This is a genomic window from Burkholderia sp. Bp8992 (genome assembly GCF_003853705.1).
In the GTDB taxonomy this organism is placed as follows: domain Bacteria; phylum Pseudomonadota; class Gammaproteobacteria; order Burkholderiales; family Burkholderiaceae; genus Burkholderia.
This window is the reverse complement of the sequence record NZ_QTQI01000003.1, coordinates 38,056-58,344: the sequence shown is the minus strand read 5'-3', so window position 1 is coordinate 58,344 and position 20,289 is coordinate 38,056. Positions and strand designations below refer to the sequence as shown.

Annotated in this window: 11 protein-coding genes and 1 pseudogene; 6 read left to right on the top strand and 6 right to left on the bottom strand. The window is 69.1% G+C overall.

Going from position 1 to position 20,289, the window contains the following annotated elements:
- Positions 1 to 40: 40 nt before the first annotated feature.
- From DIE03_RS05420 to DIE03_RS05410, 3 genes and pseudogenes are all read left to right on the top strand, one after another.
- Positions 41 to 982, top strand: a complete 942-nt coding sequence (locus DIE03_RS05420) for a glyoxalase (RefSeq protein WP_124448236.1) — start codon at positions 41 to 43, stop codon at positions 980 to 982.
- Positions 983 to 996: 14 nt separating this feature from the next.
- Complete coding sequence (locus DIE03_RS05415) at positions 997 to 2,439, top strand: alginate export family protein (RefSeq protein WP_260434803.1); 1,443 nt, start codon at positions 997 to 999, stop codon at positions 2,437 to 2,439.
- Positions 2,439 to 2,597 (top strand): annotated as a pseudogene (locus DIE03_RS05410) (MBL fold metallo-hydrolase); the annotation flags it as partial. The gene DIE03_RS05415 and the pseudogene DIE03_RS05410, both read left to right, overlap by 1 nt.
- A 40-nt stretch (positions 2,598 to 2,637) precedes the next feature.
- On the opposite strand, the gene DIE03_RS05405 reads toward DIE03_RS05410, so the two are convergent.
- Positions 2,638 to 3,546 (bottom strand): AraC family transcriptional regulator, encoded by a 909-nt coding sequence (locus DIE03_RS05405; protein ID WP_124448234.1) that lies wholly within the window; start codon positions 3,544 to 3,546, stop codon positions 2,638 to 2,640.
- A 398-nt stretch (positions 3,547 to 3,944) separates the two neighbouring features.
- Between DIE03_RS05405 and DIE03_RS05395 the strand changes: the two genes are divergently transcribed.
- The 3 genes from DIE03_RS05395 (at position 3,945) to DIE03_RS05385 (ending at position 9,648) form a co-directional block, all read left to right on the top strand.
- Positions 3,945 to 6,836 (top strand): winged helix-turn-helix domain-containing protein, encoded by a 2,892-nt coding sequence (locus tag DIE03_RS05395; protein WP_124448230.1) that lies wholly within the window; start codon positions 3,945 to 3,947, stop codon positions 6,834 to 6,836.
- A 164-nt stretch (positions 6,837 to 7,000) separates the two neighbouring features.
- Entirely contained in the window at positions 7,001 to 8,881 is a 1,881-nt protein-coding gene (locus tag DIE03_RS05390) for an amidohydrolase (RefSeq protein WP_124448228.1), read from the top strand.
- A gap of 95 nt (positions 8,882 to 8,976) precedes the next feature.
- On the top strand, positions 8,977 to 9,648 hold the full coding sequence (locus DIE03_RS05385) for a phosphohydrolase (protein WP_124448226.1): 672 nt from the start codon (positions 8,977 to 8,979) through the stop codon (positions 9,646 to 9,648).
- Between the two features lie 184 nt (positions 9,649 to 9,832).
- On the opposite strand, the gene DIE03_RS05380 is transcribed toward DIE03_RS05385, so the two are convergent.
- The 5 genes from DIE03_RS05380 to DIE03_RS05360 all read right to left on the bottom strand — a co-directional run bounded on the left by DIE03_RS05380 (position 9,833) and on the right by DIE03_RS05360 (position 20,118).
- Positions 9,833 to 10,750 (bottom strand): LysR family transcriptional regulator, encoded by a 918-nt coding sequence (locus DIE03_RS05380; RefSeq protein WP_124448224.1) that lies wholly within the window; start codon positions 10,748 to 10,750, stop codon positions 9,833 to 9,835.
- A 76-nt stretch (positions 10,751 to 10,826) separates the two neighbouring features.
- Positions 10,827 to 13,088 carry a molybdopterin cofactor-binding domain-containing protein gene (locus DIE03_RS05375; protein WP_124448222.1) on the bottom strand — a complete coding sequence of 754 codons (2,262 nt, stop codon included), beginning with the start codon at positions 13,086 to 13,088 and terminating at the stop codon, positions 10,827 to 10,829.
- Entirely contained in the window at positions 13,088 to 13,588 is a 501-nt protein-coding gene (locus tag DIE03_RS05370) for a (2Fe-2S)-binding protein (protein WP_124448220.1), read from the bottom strand. Before DIE03_RS05370 ends, DIE03_RS05375 begins: the two co-directional genes overlap by 1 nt.
- Positions 13,585 to 14,865: a cytochrome c gene (locus DIE03_RS05365; RefSeq protein WP_124448218.1), complete on the bottom strand. Its 1,281-nt coding sequence runs from the start codon at positions 14,863 to 14,865 to the stop codon at positions 13,585 to 13,587. Before DIE03_RS05365 ends, DIE03_RS05370 begins: the two co-directional genes overlap by 4 nt.
- A 168-nt stretch (positions 14,866 to 15,033) precedes the next feature.
- Complete coding sequence (locus DIE03_RS05360; protein ID WP_124448216.1) at positions 15,034 to 20,118, bottom strand: ATP-binding sensor histidine kinase; 5,085 nt, start codon at positions 20,116 to 20,118, stop codon at positions 15,034 to 15,036.
- Positions 20,119 to 20,289: the final 171 nt, after the last annotated feature.

The following is a 20,289-nucleotide window of genomic DNA, read 5'->3' as shown; positions in this document are numbered from 1 at the left end:
GCAGCGGGCTGCTGCGCTTGCCACTATCAAGGAGAACACGATGATTGCACTCAAATTGCGGCAGGTATTGGGGATGACGGCCGCGTCGACGGTCGTGCTCGGCGCGTTGCTGGCAACCGCGCCGGCCCATGCCGACGAGACGCGTCTGCTCGAGACCTCGTCCGCGCGTGTGCCGGCCGTCGCGGTCGGCCCGCAGTACGACACGACGCACGTGTGTGTCGCGCCCGAAGACTTCGACCGCTTCACCGACAGCTTCGTCGCGACCTTCGGCGGCAAGAAGTCGCAGCAGGGCGTGTTCCAGGTCACGCCGACGCCGAGCCAGACGATGTCGCAGCTCGTGCTGACGCCGGTCGGCACGATCTCGGTGTTCGGCTTCAAGACGCCGATCCCGTATCCGTTCTGCGAGGAGCGCACCGGCTATCTCGTCACCGACATGGACGTCGCGGTGAAGTCGGCGCGCGCGCACGGTGCCGATGTGATCGTCGACACGTTCCCCGACCCGATCGGCCGCGACGCGATCGTCCGCTGGCCGGGCGGCGTGAACATGCAGCTTTACTGGCACACCCAGGCGCCGCACTACGATCCGCTGCAGACGGTGCCGGAAAACCGCGTGTACGTGTCGCCGGAAAGCGCGAGCAAGCTGGTGCGCAACTTCGTCGCGTTCTCGCGCGGCAAGGTCGTGTCCGACGTGCGCAAGGCGCCGGGCATCGAGATCGGCCGGCCGAACGACACGTACCGCCGTATCCGCATCGAGTCGGGTTTCGGCAAGATGACGGTGCTCGCCACCGACGGCCACCTGCCTTACCCGTTCGGCCGCGAGATGACCGGCTACGAAGTGCCGGACCTGGCCGCGACGCTGAAGCAGGCGCAGGCCGCGGGCGTGACCGTGCTGGTGCCGACGTTCACGTCGGACGGGCGCGACGCCGCGCTCGTGCAGTTCCCGGGCGGCTACGTCGCCGAGATCCACTCGCGGTCGAAATGATGGGCCGCCGGCCGATGAAACGGGCGTGGCGGCGCGTGCTGCCCGCCGCCGTGCTGGCGGGCGGCGTCGCGACGTACGCCGGTACGGCGGCCGGCGCCGAGGAATCCGCGGCGCCGGCATCGACCGCCGGCGCCGCGTGCACCGCGAAGCGCCCCGCGGTGCTGTTCAATCGCTGGCAGGAAGACTGGTCGGTGCTCGCGAATCCATGCGTGCCGCGCAAGCCGCTCGATTCGCTGAAGTACATCCCGCTGGGCGCCGACCCGTCGACCTATCTGTCGCTCGGCGCGAACCTGCGCGAGCGCTTCGAGCTGAACAACGCGCCGCTGTTCGGGCTCGGCGCCGCGCATGACGACAATTACGTGATCCAGCGTGCGACGGTGCATGCGGACCTGCGTTATGCCGGGCATTTTCAGGCGTTCGTCCAGTTCGTCGATGCGCGGCCGTTTGGCAAGGACACGGTCGGCACGGTGGACAAGGACCAGCTTGATGTCGAGCAGGCGTTCGTCGCGTACGTCGACCAGATCGGCGGCGGCACGTTCAAGGCCCGCATCGGCCGGCAGGAGATGGCCTACGACTTGCAGCGCTTCGTGTCGGTGCGGGACGGCCCGAACGTGCGCCAGGCGTTCGACGCGCTGTGGGCGGATTACGAGATCGGCAAATGGCGGCTGATCGGCTATATGACGCGCCCGGTGCAGTATCGCAACGACGCGGCGTTCGACGACGTGTCGAACCGGCACCTGAGATTCGACGGCGTGCGCATCGAGCGCAACGGCACGGGCCCCGGCGACCTGTCGGGCTACTGGTCGCGCTATACGCGCGACAACGCACGCTATCTCGCCGGGGCCGGGAACGAGCGGCGCGACGTATTCGACATGCGCTACGCGGGCAAATCCGGCCGGCTCGACTGGGACGTCGAGGCGATGCTCCAGACGGGGCACATCGGGCAGGACACGATCGGTGCGTGGGCGTTCGGCGCGCTGGGCGGCTACACGTTCACGAAGACGGCCGGCACGCCGCGCATCGGCCTCCAGGTCGACGGCGCATCGGGCGACCGGCATCCCGGCGACGGGCGCATGGGCACCTTCAACCCGCTGTTCCCGAACGGCTATTACTTCACGCTCGCCGGCTACACCGGCTACAGCAACCTGATTCACGTGAAGCCTTCGCTGACGTTCAAGCCGGCGAGCAACGTGACGGTGCTGACCGCGGTCGGTTTCCAGTGGCGCGAGACGACGGCCGACGCGATCTACGGGCAAGGGATGTCGGCGGTGCCCGGCACGGCCGGCAAGGGCGGTTCGTGGACGGGCATGTATGCGCAGGCGCGCGTCGACTGGCTCGTCAATGCGAACGTGGCGCTGGCCGTCGAGGCCGTGCACTTCCAGATCGCCGACTCGATTCGCGCGCTCGGTGCGCGCAATGCCGACTATGTCGGCATGGAAGCGAAGTTCGGCTGGTAGCGCGGCGCACCCGGCGCGATAGGCTGAAGCGCGTGGCGGACAAGCGTTATCTGGTCGGTGCCGCGCACATCGCGTTTCACGGGCGCGGGCATTTGCGCCGGGACGGGGCGCAGTACGACTGGGTGCCGGTCGACTACGACACGACGCCGCTTCGATAGCGAGCATGGCGCGCGGGAGCCGTCGCCGCGCGTGACGGAATCAGCGCGACAGTTCGCGCCGCCATGCGCCGGGCGGATGGCCGACGATGCGTGCGAACACGCGGTTCAGATGGCTCTGGTCCGCGAAGCCGCAGACGGCCGCGATTTCCGCGAGCGTCATGTCGGTCGTTTCGATCAGTTGCCGGGCGCGGATCACGCGCTGCTCGAGCAGCCATTGATGCGGCGTGCGTCCCGTCGTGCGCGAGAACGCACGGATGAAATAGCCGCGCGACAGGTCGCATTCGCTCGCGACCTCCTCGATCGACACGCCGAGATCCGCCTTTTCCATCAGCAGTTCCTTGGCGCGCGCGGCCTTGGCCGGCGACAGCACGCCCTTGCGTTGCAGGTCGCGCGCGCGCGTATTGCCGTATTGGCGCGCCAGATGCGTGCCGATCGCCAGCCCCATCTGCTCGACGAACAGCGTGTTCAGCGCGCCGGGCCCGTCGAGGCTGTCGGCGACCGCGTGCGCGAGATGGCCGAGCACCGCGTCCTGCGCGTCGGGCGCGCAGGTCAGGCCGCCGATTTCCGTTCCGTCGTGCTCGCGACTCAAGTCGTCGAGGTAGCCGTGCGACAACTCGATGAGCACGAAGTCGAACTTGCCGTGCAGGTCCGCGCGGAAATTCCGGGAAAAGTCGCGGATGTAGATCGAGTTGTGCTGAAACCACCGCTCGGATTTGCCGGCCCCGCCGTAGATCGTGCGCCGGTGCCCGCCATTGAGCGACACGCCGATCAGGAAGCCGCGATCGCTGGGCGCCATTTCGATGCGCTCGAATTGCTCGTCACGCATGCATTTGCGATGGAGCTTCAGGCCGCCGACCGACCTTTCAATATCCTTCGACAGCAGGCTCGACAGGCATCCGAGCGTGTCTTTCGGTTTCGCGACAGGTGGCGCGGCGAGGGGATCTGGCATGGCGGAACTATCCTTCGATGGGGTGCGGCGCGCGAGCATTTTTACGTGCAGTTTATATAGCACGTCTGACAGGCCCAAGATAACTTGAATAAATGTCCACTGGCTGACGGAATGCCGGATTCGGCTCGATCCATGCCGCGCCAGGCCCGGACGGCACGCGAAGGCGCCATTCTGCTCGATATCGCCCCATTTGCAATCGCGCGACGCGGGTACGGCGGCGTGCCCGCGCGGTGGTCGCCAGCGCATTTTCCTTCAAGATTTTTGTATTTCCGGCGTTTACACTCGGCCCACTTTTTTGAGATTTGCACCCGGCCTGCAGGGCTGGCCGGGTGCGCACTCCCGCCCCGGTGAACGGCCGTGTTCACATGGCGGTCATCGTGGGGAACCTGGAGGCGGCCATGATCCAGATCGGGACGTTGTCGGTGGATTTCGAGCAGCGGGACATTCGCTGCCGCGGCGCGTCGCTGCGTATCGGCGCACGCGCGCTTGACATACTGGAAGTACTGCATCGCGCCAACGGTTCCGTCGTGTCGAAGGACGACATCATGGATGCCGTCTGGCCGGGCCTGATCGTCGAGGAGAACCGGCTGCAGGTCCATGTCGCGACGTTGCGCAAGGCACTGGGCGCGAGCCGCGACCTGATCAAGACGGTGCCGGGCCGCGGCTACGTGCTGATCGCGAATCCCGCCGTCGCGCACGAGCCGGCGCCGCGCGCGACCGCGTTGCCGCCCGACGCCGTCGCGGCTGCCAGCCCGGTGCCGCTCGTCGGGCGCCAGGCCGAGATCGAGCAGATCGTCGACATGATCGAACGTGCGCCGGTCGTCACGCTGGTCGGTGCGGGCGGCATCGGCAAGACGAGCCTGGCCGAACGGGTCGCGCACGAACTGCGCAGCCGCTCCGGCGAGCGCGTCCGGTTCGTGGAGCTGGCGAGTGCCGCGACGCGCGACGACGTGCTGCTCGCGATGGCCGCGGAACTCGGGCCCGAGATGGATGGCTCGCCGGACATCGACCGGATCGGCGATGCGTTCGCCGCGTCACGCGGCCTGATCGTGCTCGACAACGCGGAGCACGTCGTCGACCTGGTTGCCGACCTCGTCGATACGCTGACGTCGCGCGCCGCATCGCTGCGCGTGCTCGTGACGAGTCGCGAACCGTTGCATATCTCGGTCGAGGCCGTGTTTCGCGTGAGTCCGCTGGCGGTGCCGGACGGCAGTGCATCCGTCGACGAGATGGTGCGCCATTCGGCCGTCGAACTGTTCCTGGCGCGGATCCGCGCCGCCACGCCCGACTGCGCGATCGATGCGGCCGGCATCAGGCTGATCGGCGACATTTGCCGGCGTCTCGACGGGCTCCCGCTTGCCATCGAACTGGCTGCCGCGCGCGTCGCGACGCTCGGGCTCGAGATCGTCGCGTCACGTCTCGACGACCGGTTGAACCTCCTGACGGGCGGGCTGCGCTCGGCGCTGCCGCGGCACCAGACGTTGCGGGCGACGTTCGACTGGAGCTACGTGCTGCTGGATGCGGCCGCGCGCGCGCTGTTTCGTCGGATGGCGTGCTTCATCGGCCCGTTCACGTTCGATGCCGCCCGCGAGGTTGCGATGGAACCCGGCATGTCGGCCGCCGAGATGATCGCGGTGCTCGGCGAACTGGTCGCGAAGTCGCTGGTGACCGTCGAGTTCGACGGCGCGCAGGCGCGCTACCGGTTGACGGAGTCGACGCGCGCGTATGCGCTGGAGAAGCTGCGCAACGAGGGCGAATTCGACGCCGTCGCCGAGCGTCATGCGTGCTACGAACGCGGGCAGGAGGAAGCGCGGATGCAGACGCAGGCACCCGCGCCGGATCTCGCGAGCCTGCGTCTCGCCGCGCATGCGCAGGCGCCGCACGCGCCCGTGGCGGCCGGGCCGCAGGCGCTGGACGCGGACGCGCTGGCGCGCGCCTTGCTGGAGCCGGCGCGAATGCGCGAATGTTCGACTCTGGCGAGACGGGCGCTCGACGCGATCGAGGCCGAGGGCGCCGCGTCCGTCGAAGCGGCGCGCGAGATGCGCTTGCGCGCGGCCTATGCGGCGGCGCTGCTGCATACCGACGGCGATTCGCATACGGCCGCCGCGATGTGGGACAGGACGCTCGGTCTTGCGGGCCGGATCGGCGACGAGGCGTTCGATGCGCGCGCGCTGGTCGGGTTGTGGAACACGATGCTGACGCGCTCCGACATCCACGAATCGCTGCGCTACGCGACGCGCTTCGAGCGCGCCGCCGAGCGGCGGGGCGACCGGTCGCAGCGACTGCTGGCGAACGCGATGGTCGCGACCTCGCTGCATTACTTCGGCGAGCATGCGCAGGCGCGCGAGCGGCTGGAGGCGGCGACGGACGAGCTGGCCGAGGTCGGCGAACCGTCGTGCGCGGCGGCGGCGCTGGGCATCGACGTCGCGACGCTCGGCAGCACGATGCTCACGCGGCTCGTGTGGATGCAGGGCGACCCGGAACATGCGATGCGACTGGCTGCACAGGCGGTCGAATGCGCGCGCCACGCCAGCGCGGGGCTGGCGTTGTGCGTCGTGCTCGGCGCAGCGGCCGTGCCGATTGCATTGCGCTATGGCGACCACGACGTGATTTCCGACTATCTCGGCACGCTGCGCTCGACCGCCGAGGCGAACGGGTTCGACATCTGGCTCAGCCATGCGGAATGCCTGGCCGGGCAGTTCGACATGCAGAGCGGGCACCCCGGTGCCGGTCTCGCGCGGCTCGAGCCTGCGCTGCGGCGCATCGAAGCGAGCGGATTCCGGCGCGTGCTCGCGCCGTTGATCGTCGCGTACGCGGAGGGACTGACGCGTACGGGCCGCGCGGCCGAGGCATGCGGCAAGCTCGATGCGACGCTCGTGCGCTGCCGCGCGCACGGCGAGCACCTGTTCGTGCCCGAACTGTTGCGCGCCCGCGGGCTGGCGATGCTCGAACAGGCGCGCACCGCCGATGCGGACCTTGCGATCGCCTGCGAAGCCGACGGGCACCGTCATCTCCTGATGGGGATCCATGCCGCGAACGGGCAAGGAGCCGCGATGTGGGCACTGCGCGGCACGCTCGATCTCGCCGATCACCTGATCGAGCGCGGGCGGACCGGGCAGGCCTCGTCGCTGGTGGCCGGTCTGTCGGGGCATTTCGATCCGCAATCGCGTGCGTTCGACGTTCGCCGGCTGGCGCGCTTGCAGAACTTCGTGCGGCCGGAGACGGCGCCGTCGACGGGCCGTACCCGCATGCGGCACGAGGCGGCGGATGCGATGCAGCAGATGGCGTAGCGGCGCGCCCGGCCCGCGCAGGACGCAGCCGCGCCATCGCGCCGCGGCCCGTCGGTCCGATCGATCAATGTTTAAGGGGAAGTGGATGGTCCGTGTATCGTCAATCCGGGTGCGTGCCGTGTGCGGCCGCATGCCGGCGTTCGGCGCAAGCGGGAGGCACGACGGTGCTTAAGGCGACGGAATCCGCCGAAGCGGCGGACCTCATCGTATGCAACGGCAAGATCGCGACGCAGGACGACCGGCAGTCGTTCGTGACCGCGCTCGCGGTGAAGGACGGCCGGATCCTCGCGACCGGCAGCGGGCACGAAGTGATGCGCCACGCGCGCGCCGACACGCTTCGCATCGACCTGAGGGGCCGCACCGTGATCCCGGGGCTGAACGATTCGCACCTGCACATGATCCGCGGCGGCCTGAATTTCAACCTGGAACTGCGCTGGGACGGCGTGCCGACCCTGGCCGATGCGCTGGCCATGCTGCGTCGCCAGGTGCTGCGCACGCCCGCGCAGCAGTGGGTGCGCGTCGTCGGCGGCTGGACCGAATTCCAGTTCGCGGAAAAGCGCGGGCCGACGGTGGCCGAACTCAACGCGATCGCGCCCGACACGCCGGTCTTCATCATGCATCTGGGCGACAGCGCACTCTTGAACGCGGCCGCGCTGCGCGCGATCGGCTATGGCCGCGACACGTCCGATCCGCCCGGCGGCGAGATCCAGCGCGATCGTCTCGGCAGGCCGACCGGCATGCTGATCGCGCGCCCGGACATGGCCGTCCTGCACGCGGCGCTCGAGAAGGGCCCGAAGCTCGGCCACGACGACCAGATGAATTCGATGCGGCACTTCATGCGCGAACTGAACCGCCTCGGCGTGACGAGCGCGATCGACGCAGGCGGCGATTTCCAGTCCTATCCGGACGACTATCGCGTGATCCTGTCGCTCGCGCAGCGCGCCGAGATGACGGTGCGCGTCGCGTACAGCCTGTTCGTGCAGCATGCCGGACGGGAACTCGACGACTACGCGCGATGGGTGACGCTGGCGAAGCCCGGCGACGGCGACGCGTTCCTGCGGATGAACGGCGCCGGCGAACTGCTGGTGGTTTCGGCCGCCGACTTCGGGAATTTTCTCGAACCGCGCCCCGATCTGCCCGAAGCGCTCGAGGCCGAACTGGCCGCGGTGGTCCGGCTGCTGGTGCGACACCGCTGGCCGTTCCGGCTGCACGCGACGTACGACGAATCGATCGGCCGCTTCCTGAACGTGCTCGAGGCCGTGAACCGCGACATGCCGTTCGACGGGCTGCGCTGGTTCTTCGATCATTGCGAGACGATTTCGGATGCGAACATCGCGCGCATCGCCGCGCTCGGCGGCGGCGTGACGGTCCAGCACCGGATGGCGTTCCAGGGCGAGTACTTCATTGCGCGCTACGGCGCCGAAGCGGCCACACGCACGCCGCCGATCCGCGCGATGCTGGCGGCCGGGCTGCCGGTCGGCGCGGGCACCGATGCGACGCGCGTCGCGAGCTACAACCCGTTCGTGTCGCTGTACTGGATGGTGTCCGGGCGCACGGTCGGCGGCACGGCGCTCTATCCCGAACGCAACCGGCTCAGCCGGATGGAAGCGCTGCGCCGCTACACGGTCGGCAGTGCATGGTTCTCGAACGAGGACGACCGCAAGGGCGCGCTGGTGCCCGGCCAGTATGCGGATTTCGCGGTACTGACGGACGATTACTTCACGATCGACGAAGCGCGGATCAAGTCGCTGTCGTCGGTGCTGACAGTCGTCGGCGGCAAGGTCGTGCATGCGGACGACGAGTTCGCGCCGCTTGCGCCGCCGCCGCTGCCGGTCAGCCCCGCGTGGTCGCCGGTGGCCGAATTCGGCGGTGCCGTCCTGCGTCGTCCGGCCGCGTCGGCGCAGCCGTGCTCGGCGGCCGACGCCGGCCCGGATGGCGGTTCCGCGCGCGCGCGCGGCCGTCGTTTCGCGCAGCGCCTTCGCGCGGCCGCGACGGAGGTTGTCGAGCAGTGCGAAGCATTCGGCCAACCCGGCGTCGTCTTGTAGGATGGCGTCGATCAGCGGGCAGGCCGGCTACCCCGGCGCGTGCCGCGCGAAGAACGAACGATTTTTCGCCCCGGTGCGGGGCAGAAGGAGACGAGATGAGTTCTGCGCACCCCTGCGCATCGGCCGATGACGAAGTCGCCGGCGTCCGCATTCCCCGGACACCGATGGCGATCGAAGCCGCCGAAGCGGCACGCGCGTCGCTGCCGCGGGTGATCACCGATCACGCGTGCCGGGTGTTCGTCCTCGCGTCGCTTGCCGCGCGCCGTGCGGGCGAGCGCTGCGATGCCGAGGCGCTGTACGTGGCCGCGATGTACGCGAACATGGGATTGAGCCCCGCGTATGGCCGCTCGACCGAGCGCTACGAGCTCGACAGCGCCGACGCCGCGCAGGCGTTCCTGCTGCGCCATCAGACGCCGCAGCACGTGCGCGACGACGTGTGGCGCGCGATCGCGCTGCATACGACGCCCAGCGTGGCCGCCCGCATGTCGCCGCTCGCACGTGCGCTGGCGTCCGCCGTAGCGACGGACCTGATGGCAACCGACATCGACGCGTATTCGGCCGACGAGCGCCGCGCGCTGCTCGCCGCGTACCCGCGCGGCGACGGGTTCGGCAACGCGTTCCTCGACGCGATCGCGCGCGGGGTCGCGCATCGGTCGGCGTCGACGTTCGGCACGTGGAGTGCCGACGTACTCGAGCGCGCCGATCCGGATTTTCACCGGCCGAATTTCTGTGGGCGCGTGCTGGGCGCACGCTGGAAAGACGCCTGAAGGCGTCGTTTCGGAGGATCCGGGCGGCTTCGCCGGCAATCGCCGGTGCGGCGTTCAGACAGTCCGGCCCGTCGCTTCGCGACGCGCAGGGTCGACCTAGCCCGCGCGGTCGCCGCTCTACCAGCCGACCGCCTTCGGTGAGGCGAGCGGCATCAGGCCGCCGCCCCCGCATCACCTGCGGACATCAACCGCGTTTGCCCTGCAGCGTCGGAATCTGCGCGAACAGCCCCGCGAGCCAGTCGACGAAGACCTTGAGTTTGACGGGCGTATGCCGATTGGGCGGATACAGGATCGAGATCGGCCGGGGCGGCGTGTTGAAATCGGTCAGCACCTCGCGCAGGCGCCCGGACTTGAGATACGGCTCGACCAGGTACAGCGAGGTCTTGATCAGGCCGATCCCCGCGACGCCGCACTCGATGTAGGTATCGGCGTCGTTGACCGCGACCGTGCCGCACATCTGCACGATGCGCGTTTCGCCGTCGACGACGTAGTCCCAGGGCCGCGGCCGGCCCGTATCGGCCGACATGTGGCTGACCGCGACGTGCTGGGCGAGGTCGTCCACCGTTTCGGGCGCGCCGCATCTGTCGAGATAGGTGGGCGACGCGCAGGTGCAGGTCGTCAGGCTGCCGATCCGTTTCGCGACCATCCCCGAATCGTCGAGTGCACCGATCCGCACCACGCAGTCGACGCCTTCGCCGACGAGGTCGATCTGGCGATCGGTCACGCCGAGCTCGACCATGATGCCCGGATGGGCGGCGAGAAATTCGGGCAGGGCGGGCACCATGATCTGCTTCGCCATCGCCGGCGGCAGGTTCACTTTCAGACGGCCGCGCGGCACATTGCGTGCCTGCGAGACGGCCGCTTCCATGTCGTCGATTTCGCGCAGCACGCCGACACAGCGTTCGTAATAGGCCTGCCCGTCCTCGGTCAGCGAGATCCGGCGCGTCGTCCGGTTCAGCAGCCGGCAGCCGAGATGCTGCTCGAGCGTGCTCAGCAGCGCGGACACGCGCGGCGTCGTGAGCCCGGTCGTGTCCGACGCGCGCGTGAAGCTGCCCGTCTCGACGATGCGCGTAAACACGCGCATCGAAAGCAAGGTATCCATCGTCGAAAAATCTCCAGCCTGTGTGTTGCCCGCGCCGGTTCGTGCCGGCGCGATTTGTCGTGGTCGAGTCGTGCCGCTATGCGTCGATGCGCTTCCTGAGCGCGTCGCCCGCAAACGGCATTTCGCGCAGGCGCTGGCCGGTCGCGTCGAAGATCGCGTTGGCGAGCGCACCGGCGGTCGGTCCCATCGACGCCTCGGCCGCACCGAGGAACGGCGCGCCGGGACGATTGACCAGATGCACTTTTACGGTTTGCGGCGCAGCGTCGAAGCGGAGAATCGGATAGCTGCTCCAGTCGAAGCTGCGGATGCGCTGCGTGTCGTATTTCAGCGCCTCGTACAGCGTCCAGCTCGCGGCCTGCACGATGCCGCCTTCGATCTGGTTGCGAATGCCGTCCGGCGACACGATCTGGCCCGCGTCGACGGCCGCTTCCGCATGTTCGAGCGTCACCTGGCCGGTTTCCGGAACGACCGATACCTCCACCGCGATCGCGACGTAGGCCATCAGGTTCTTGTATTTGCCGAAGGCGAAGCCGACGCCGCGGTTGCGTGCGCGCGGCGGCCGCGGCCAGCCGAATTTCGTCGCGGCGAGCTTGATCACCTGGCTCGCGCGGTGATCCTGCATGTGACGCAGCCTGAATTCGACCGGGTCGACGCCGGCGGCATGCGCCAGTTCGTCCATGAAGCTTTCGATCGCCCAGACGTTGGTGTGCGCGCCGAGCGAGCGCATCGCCGACGTCTGCAGCGGCATCGTCGGCGAGAAGTTGTTGACGATGTGCATGTTCGGCAGTGCGTACAGCGGGATCGCGTTGCGATCGCCGCCGCCCTCGGGCTGCAACATCGGCGTCGACGGCGCGGGGACGAACGGCGGCTCGAGCATCCGCGCGGGCAGCAGCCGGCCGGCGTTGACGATGCGCTCGTTGTGCGAGCTGCTCCACAGCGCGTAGTTCCAGTCGACGATGCGGCCGCTTGCGTCGAGCGACGCGCTGAGCTCGGTGACCATCGCCGGCGTGAAGTGGTCCCACGTATGCTCCTGTTCGCGCATCCACTGGACGCGGATCGGCTTGCCGGGCATCGCGGCCGCGATCAGCGCCGCATGCGCGGCCGCGTCGTCCGCGCCGTTGTGTCCGTAGCAGCCGGAACCCTCGGTGTGAATGCAGCGGACGCTCGGCTTCGGCATCGACAGCATCTCGGCGAGCGCATCGCGCAGCGGGTACACGCCCTGCGAGTGGGTCCACACGGTCAGCGTGCCGTTCTCGAGATGCGCGACCGAGCAGGACGGCCCGATCGAGCCGTGCATCAGGTAGTTCTTCAGGAACGTGGCGCTCAGCGTCTTCGCGGCCGGCAGGGTTTGCGCATGCGTATTGGCGATCTCGATGCGCTGCGTCGCGATCCGCTTCAGGTCCTGATGCACCGTATCGCGATCGGGCAGCGTACGGCCGGGCGACCAGCGGCAGCCGGCGGACAGCGCGCGCTGCGCAACGACCGCCTGCCATTCGCCCTGCGCGACGACCGCGATCATGCTGCCGTTGCGCACGATCCGCACGACACCCGGCATCTTCAGGATCGCGGCTTCGTCGAACGACAGCAGTTTCGCGTCGTACACGGGCGGCATCACGACGCGCGCATGCAGCATGCCGGGCAATTCCAGGTCCTGCACGTAGCTGACGCCGCCCGTGACCTTGTTCGGAATGTCGACGCGCGGCAGCGACGTGCCGATCACGGCGAACGTGGCAGGACTCTTCAACGGGGACGTCGGTGCCGCGTTGCGATGCAGGTCGACGGTCCGGACCGCGTCCCCGTAGCGCATCGTGCGGCCGTCCGGCGCCTTGATGACCGCGTCGGCGACGGTGAGCAGGCGCGGATCGACGCCGAACTGCTTCGCCGCGCCGTCGACCAGCAGCCCGCGCACCTGCGCGGCGGCGTTCAGCAACGCGGAGCCGCTGTCCGCCATCGTGTGGCTGCCGGCCGTCAAGCCCTCGTCCGGCGACGCGTGGGTGTCGGCGGTCAGGAACGTGATCAGCGAGGGCTTCATGTCCAGCTCCTCGGCGGCCACCTGCAGCAACGCGGTGCGCACGCCGGTGCCGAGCTCGACCTTGCCCGTGAACACGGTGACCTTGCCCTCGGGCGTGATCTTGATCCACGCGTCCAGCAGCGGATTGGTCTTCAGGCTGCCGGCCAGCGTCTCGGTGGCCGTGGCCACGTGGACGGCGGCGCCTTCGTCCGCGATCACGACCTCGGCGGCGGCGCGCGCGGCCGGTGCGAGGCTGAACGCGACGAACAGCGCGCCGGAAACCATGAAGTGCCGGCGGCCTTCGTCGATGTCGTCGGGTGGGTTCATCAGAGCCCCTTTCTGATCATGACCGGAGCGGCTGCCGGTTCCGGTTCCGGCAAGCCCGCGACCTGGCGCACGGCCGCCAGGATCCGCATGTGCGTGCCGCAGCGGCACAGATTCGGTTCCATGTGCGTGCGCAGCTCGCGTTCGGTGGGTTTCGGGTTGCGTTCGAGCAGCGCCTGCGCGCGCATGATCATGCCGGCGATGCAATAACCGCATTGCGCCGCCTGGTGATCGATGAACGCTTGCTGAAGCTTGCCCGGATGCTCGGCGGTGCCGAGGCTCTCGAGGGTCCTGACGCGGCGCTCGCCGATCGCGGCGACCGGGATCAGGCACGAGAACATCGGCTTGTCGTCGACGATCACGGTGCACGCGCCGCATTGTCCGAGGCCGCAGCCGAACTTCGCGCCGTGCAGGTGCAGGTCGTTGCGCAGCGCATAAAGGAGCGGCGTGGACGGATCGATGTCGAGCGTGTGCCGCACGCCATTCACGGTGAGGGTGATCATCGCGCGCTGTCCTCCTTTCTGAGCTTCGCGGCCAGGGTGTCGATGCCGCTCCATGCGGGGCGATCGGAGTACGTTTCGCGGAGGTAGGCGGCGAGGTCCGCGATCTGCGCGTCGTCGTACTGGTCGAGATAGGACGGCATGTAGTTCAGCGTGTCCTCGCCATGCCAACCGATCCCGTTGAACATCATCTGGATCGCGTTGCGCGGCGTGTCGGCGGCGACCGCGGTGCTGAACGCGAGCGTCGGACGCTCGCCGATCGACTGCATCGGCGCTGCCGGCCCGTGGCACTGCGCGCACGACGCCTGGAACAGCACCGCGCCGCGCCGGCCGGCAGGCGTCGTCGCTTCGCGTCCGGCGGCGGCCGTCGCGGGCCGTGGCGCGGCAGGCTTCTGGATCGACAGGAGATAGGCCGCGATGGCCTCGACATCCTCCACCGGCACCGTCGCGAGATCGCGCGTGACGGGGAGCATCGGCCCGGCGGCCGCGCCATGCTCGCTCGCGCGGCCGGTGCGCAGGTACGTGACCAGCTGCGCTTGCGTCCACGGGTGGACGGCGTTGCCGAGCGCGTTGAGCGGCGGTGCTTCCCAGCCGTCGACGATGCCGCCGTCGAACATCTTGCCGGCCTGTTCGCCGCCGATTGCATTCAGCGGCGAGTGGCAGGACGCACAGTGTCCGAGTCCGTCGACGAGCAGCTTGCCGCGATTCCATTGGGCGGATTGCGACGGGTCCGGCTGGTAGGCGCCCTCGCGCAGGAACAGCACGTTCCAGAACGCGACCAGCGGACGGAAGTTGAGCGGGAAGATCAGGTCGTTCGCGGGCGTCTTCGTCTGGATCGGTTCGCGGGTCATCAGGTACGCGTACGCGGCTGCGATGTCGTCGTCGGACATCCGCGTGAAGTGAATGTACGGAAAGGCCGGGTAGAGCGGATGGCCGTCGCGGGCGATGCCGCTGCGCAGCGCGCGCGCGAACGCGTCACGCGACCAGCGGCCGATGCCGGTGTCGGCATCCGGCGTGATGTTGGTCGCGTAGATCGTGCCGAACGGCGTCGCGAGCGGCAGCCCGCCGGCGAACGGCTTGCCGTCCTGTGCGGTGTGGCAGACGACGCAGTCGCCCAGTGCAACCACGCGTGCGCCGGCCTTGATCAGTTGCGGATCGAACGACGCACGGGCAGGCGGATCGATCGGCGCGATCGACGGTCGAACCATGATGCCGATCGCGACCGCCAGGCCGGCGATCGCGACGCCTGCCGCGCCGAACCAGAGTCGTTTGTGCTTCATGCGCGCTCCACGCGAACCGGTTTGGCCGGTATGGGGGCCCGCGTGCGAGCCGTGGCCTGCGCGCGAGTGGATGGAAGCAGTCTACGCGCGCGCCGGCGTCATTTCCTGAAGCTGCGCTGAAACGTTCTGAACGGGCGCACGGCCCGTTCCAGCGCGGGCGTTCATGCGTCAGCGTGTCGTCGACACCGGCAGCCGGAACGTCAGCACGGTGCCGTTCCCGTCGCGCGGCGCGGCGTCGAGCGTGCCGCCATGCGCTTCGACGATCGAGCGGCAGATCGCCAGGCCCATCCCCATGCCGTGCGATTTCGTCGTGAAGAACGGATCGAAGATCCGGTTCGCGATGTCGGCATCGATGCCGGCGCCGCGGTCGGCGACGGAGACGACTGCATGACCGTCGCCGACGTGCGAAGCGATCTCGAGCTCGCGCGACGTGGCCAGTCCGTCGGTCGCGTCGAGCGCGTTGGTGACCAGGTTCAGGATCACCTGCTGGAGCTGGGTGCGATCCGCCATCACGGCGATATCGCCGCATTGCAGGTCGACGCGTAGCGCGACCTGCTTCGCGTCGATTTCGGTCGCGGTGAGATGCAGCATGTCGCGAATCAGGTCGTCGATCGCGAGGGGGGCCAGCGCGGGCGGTGCCTGGCGTGCGAGCGATCGCAACGCGCGGACGATGTCGGCCGCACGCACGCCGGAGGCACGGATGTCTTCGAGGCTCGCGAGCGCTTCGCCGAGATCGGGTTGCGTGCCGCGCAGCCAGCGCATGCACGCGCCGACGCTCGACACGATGCTCGTCAGCGGCTGATTGATCTCGTGCGCGATCGACGCGGCCAGCTCGGCCATCACCGTCATGTGCGCGGTGCGTGCGAGCTCGGTCCGTGCATGCCGCAGCGCGGCCTCGGTCTCGAGCCGGCGCGCATTCTCGTCGATCAGTTCCGCATAGAGCCGGGCGGATTCGAGCGCATTGGCCGCTTGCGGCGCGAGCACTTCCAGCATTGCGATACGCCGCGGCGAAAACACGCCGTTGGTCAATGCATTCTCGAGATACAGCATGCCGATCAGCGCACCCTGCTTCAACAACGGCAGGCAGAACAGCGAGCGCGTCGGGTGGGCGCGCAGGCTGTCGGCGTGGTCGGGCACGCCTTCGCGCTGTGCATTTGCGAGCACGACCTGCTTGCGGGTCCGGGCGACGGTATTCAGGATCGACAGCGGGACATCCTGCTCGGTGGGTTCGCCGCGGGCGATATCGACGATCACGTCGCTGCCGACGACGCGCGCGGTCGCCTCGATCGTCAGCCGGTCGTGCCGGGCGAGCAGCAGCAGCCCGTAGCGTGCGCCGGCGTATTCGATCATGTTGCGCATCAGCGTCTGGATCAGGCGCTCCAGCACGATTTCTTCGGACAGCAGATGGGCTGCGCGCATCGCGAGCGCGAAATCGAGATCTTCGCGCGCGGGCATGGCCGTGCGGCCCGGCGACGGGTCCATCACGAGGAACGGATGCTGCACTTCCATCGCCTGCGCCTTGCCGGTCGCGCCCCAGCGCCGGTAGCACGCATGGGCGAGCCGCAGCTGGTGGCGTGCGGGGCCGGCGAGTCCGAGCGAGGTGGCGTGATGCGCGGCCAGTTCGTGCGCGAGCGCCTGTTCGTGCACGAAACCGTGTTCCGCCGCGAGGCTGGCCGAGGACTCGTACTGCTGCATCGCGACGACATGATCGCCGCGCACGCGCGCGAATTCGGCGTCGATCAGCGCGAGCTTGTTGCGGAACGTGGCCGGATTGTGCTCGCTCCACGCGGCGAAGCGGGCGCGTTGCGGCGCATGCCGTTCGAGCAGCCGCTCGGGCGGCGTGGCGCCGCGATCGCTCGCGATTCCGGCCAGCACGCCGAACAGGTGGAAGTCGGACAGCATGATGTGCGCGGGCGTCGACCACGCGCTCGATGCGGCGGCATCGAGCGACGCACGCGCCGCGTCCGCGTCGCCGTAGATGAAGGCCGCCTGCCCGGCGAGCACGTCGGTCCAGAACTGCAGGACCGTCATCGGCGTCTTCGTCGACGCACGGGCGCGCCAGGTGCCGATCGGCAGGTGGTAACCAAGTTGCAGCGCGTCGACGAATTCGGACTGGGTGGACACGAGGTCGACGATGTCGTCGTATCGCGCGCCGCGCGCGATCTGCAGCAGCGGATCGATTTCGTCGCGGATCGCCGGCAGCGCTTCGCCCATCGAGAGCAGATCGCTGACGATGTGGTTGCAGCTGTAGCACATCCAGCGCAGCTCGGCGCTCGCATTGCCCGCCGCTTTCGCATCGCGCGCACGGTCGAGTGCGTACGACAGCGGCTGGGTCCAGACGCTCACCTGGTCGAGCGCGATCAGCGTCGCCGAGCGGTAGCGCTCGAAGCCGTGGCGATCGACCAGCGCGAGCGCGACCTTCGCGAATTCGAAGCCGTCTTCAAACGCGTCGTGATGCTCGGCGATGCCGACGCCGTACCACGCGAGCCCCTGCACCGACGCGGCGGTGACGCCGTGGCGCAGGGTCAGCCGGACCATCGTCGCGAAATGCAGCAGCATCAGCCCGCCGCTCGGATAGAACATCGCGGCTTCGAGTGCGGTCAGCAGCGCCATCGTCGCTTCGACGCGCGTATCGGTCATCAGGGGCAGGTCGACGAGGTCGCGGATGGCGCGGCCGTCGAGTGCTTCCCGCACGGCGTCGCAGGCCGCCGCGAGATCGGCCTCGGCTGGCTCGGCCGGCAGTTCCACGCCGAGCTGCGCCAGCCCGGCCAGCGCGACGTCGACGGCCTGCCGGTAGCGCGATTCCACGGTGAGCTGCGCGGCCTTCAGCCGGTGTGCCTCGGCGCGATCGGCCGGCGTGCGTGTACGTGCCATGAGCTCGTCGATCGCGTCCGATGCCTGCGCGGTTTCGCCGATCGCGAGCAGCAGGCGGCTGCGCAGGATGCCGATCCGGCTCGCGAGGCCGTCGTGTTGCAACCATGCGTGCGGACCGAGCAGCGCTTGTGCGGACGCGAGAAACGACAACGCGCGCTCGCACGCGGCGGCCGTAGCCGCCGCCTCCGCGGCCGCGACCAGCGCCTCCGCGAAAGCGAGCGCGAGCGCGCCGTCGAGCGGCGCGGCTTTCGCCTGCTCGATCTGGGCGGCGAGTTCCAGCAGCGATTCGGTCGACTGCGCGTGCGTGCGGCCGAGCATCGCGGCGGCGATCCGGGCGTGGCACTGCGCCCGCTCCGCGTGCCCGGCGAGCGCATGGACGGCCTCGACGACGCGGTCGTGAACGCAGCGCCAGCGGTTTTCCGAAAGCGACACGAAGCCCGCCTGGCGCACGGGGTCCAGCCAGAAGCGGAGTTCGGCAAACGTCTTGCCGGCGGCCGCGCACAACAGGGCGTCGTCGGCATCGGTGCCGATACAGGCCAGCAGCGACAGCAGCGTTCTCGATTCGGCCGGCAGCCGCTGCATTCGGATCGCGAGCAGGCTCACGACGTTCTCGGTCAGGTGGCGCGCGTCGATGTCGGCCGAATGCCATTGCCACGTTTGCGTCGCCGGGTCGTAGCCGAGGAGCCGCTCGTCGATCAGCGTGCGCAGCAGTTGCTGGATGTAGAACGGATTGCCGCCCGTCCTGCGGTGAACGATGTCGCCGAGGCCGGACAGCCGGGCCGGCGCCTCCCCGAGCATGCCGGCCAGCATGTGCGTGACGTCGGGCACATCGAGCGGCGCCAGCGTCAGCGCCGACAGGCGGGCGGGGTCGAGCTGTTGCAGGAAGCGGCGGAAGGCCGGCCGGTGGTCGTGTTGCGGGCCGCTTCGATAACCGGCCACGATGCAGAAGTTGGCCGGCGGGTCGACCGCGATCGACGCGAGAAACGCGAGGGTCGCGTCGTCTGCCCACTGAATGTCGTCCAGTGCCATGACGAGCGGTTCGGCCGGCGCCGCGAACGCACGGAAGGCATTCACGACGATCTGGCACAGATGAAATTCCGGAATCGTATCGGCAGGATCGAACGCGACGGGCTCGACATCGAGCAGCCATGCAATCTCCGGGAAGATGCCGGACAGCGGGCCGGCCTGACGGCCCACGCAGTCGCGCAGCCGCGCGGCGATCGCCGCGATCTCGTCCTCGGGCCTGGCCAGCGCGCTGCCGAGCAGCGTGCGCAATGCCTGCAGCACGGGCGCGTAGGGCCGTGCGGGCTGGAACTGATCGACTTTCGCCGACGTGCACCAGGGCGGGCGCGATGCCGCTCGCGCATGGCGCATGAAGTCCTCCGCGAGCGCGGTCTTGCCGATGCCGGCCGGCCCGTCGATCAGCACGATGGCCGTCTCGCCGGTTCGCGACACGGCCGCCAGCACCGCCTCGAGCCGGCGGGATTCGGCTTCGCGGCCGACCAGCAGGTCCGGCGCGTGCAAACGGGCGAGCGGATCGTTGCCGCCGAGCGCGAACGGCTCGACGCGACCTGCCGCCAGCCAGTCGCGCAGGACACGTTCGAGATCGTGCTGCACCGTTTCGCAGGACGGGTAGCGATCGGCGGGCTCCTTGGCGATCAGTTTCAGGATCAGGTCGTTCAGGACGGCCGGCACGTCGTCGCGAAAGGTCGTGGCCGGCGCCGGCTGCATGGCGACGTGCGCGTGCATCCATTCGGACGTCGACGCCGCCTTGTAAGGCATCGCGCCCGTCAGCAGGCGGAACAGCGTGATGCCGAACGCGTACAGGTCGGAGCGTTCGTCGACCCATGAGCCTTCCGAGACTTCGGGCGCCGCGTAGGCAGCGAAATCGGCGCGCATCGTGCTCGCCGCCGCGCGTTCCGTCCGGCGGTCCCACGCATGGGCGAACGAGCGGAGCATGACCGTGCCGTCCGGTGCGATGACGAAACTGGCCGGTTGCAGATCGCCATGCAGCCAGCCGCGCCGGTGAAGCTCGCCGAGCGCGCGCACGGCCTGGATCGCCGCATCGAGCAAGACGTCGAGCGGCAGCCGCCCGTCCGCCAGCGCGTCGAACACGCGCACGTTCGGGCGCGGATAGACGAGCACCGGGCCATCCGCGGCGCGGATCAGCGCAACCGGCGTGAGCGCCCACGCCGGGTCCAGCGCTTCGTTCAATGCGTATTCGTGCTCGAACTGCCGGCAGCGCTGGTCGGATTCCCACCCGGTCTGACACGCGGACCACACGCGCCCCGTTTCGGCGTCGGCCAGGTCGAACCGCAGCACGTCGCCCGAGCGGACGGCATTCGACAGGCGGGCGCGTGCCAGCCAGTCGGCATCCATTGGCTTCGGGTCGTTCGGGGCGTGCAAGGGTTGGTTCACGGTGGGGGCAGGCTGGGTGGAACAGGGCGTAACCGGCTCGTCATGCGGAATCGGCCGGGCTGGACTGCGCACGGTCGTGCGGCGGCCCGTGCATTGTCCACCAGCCGGACGAACTCCGCAGTACCTGCGTGC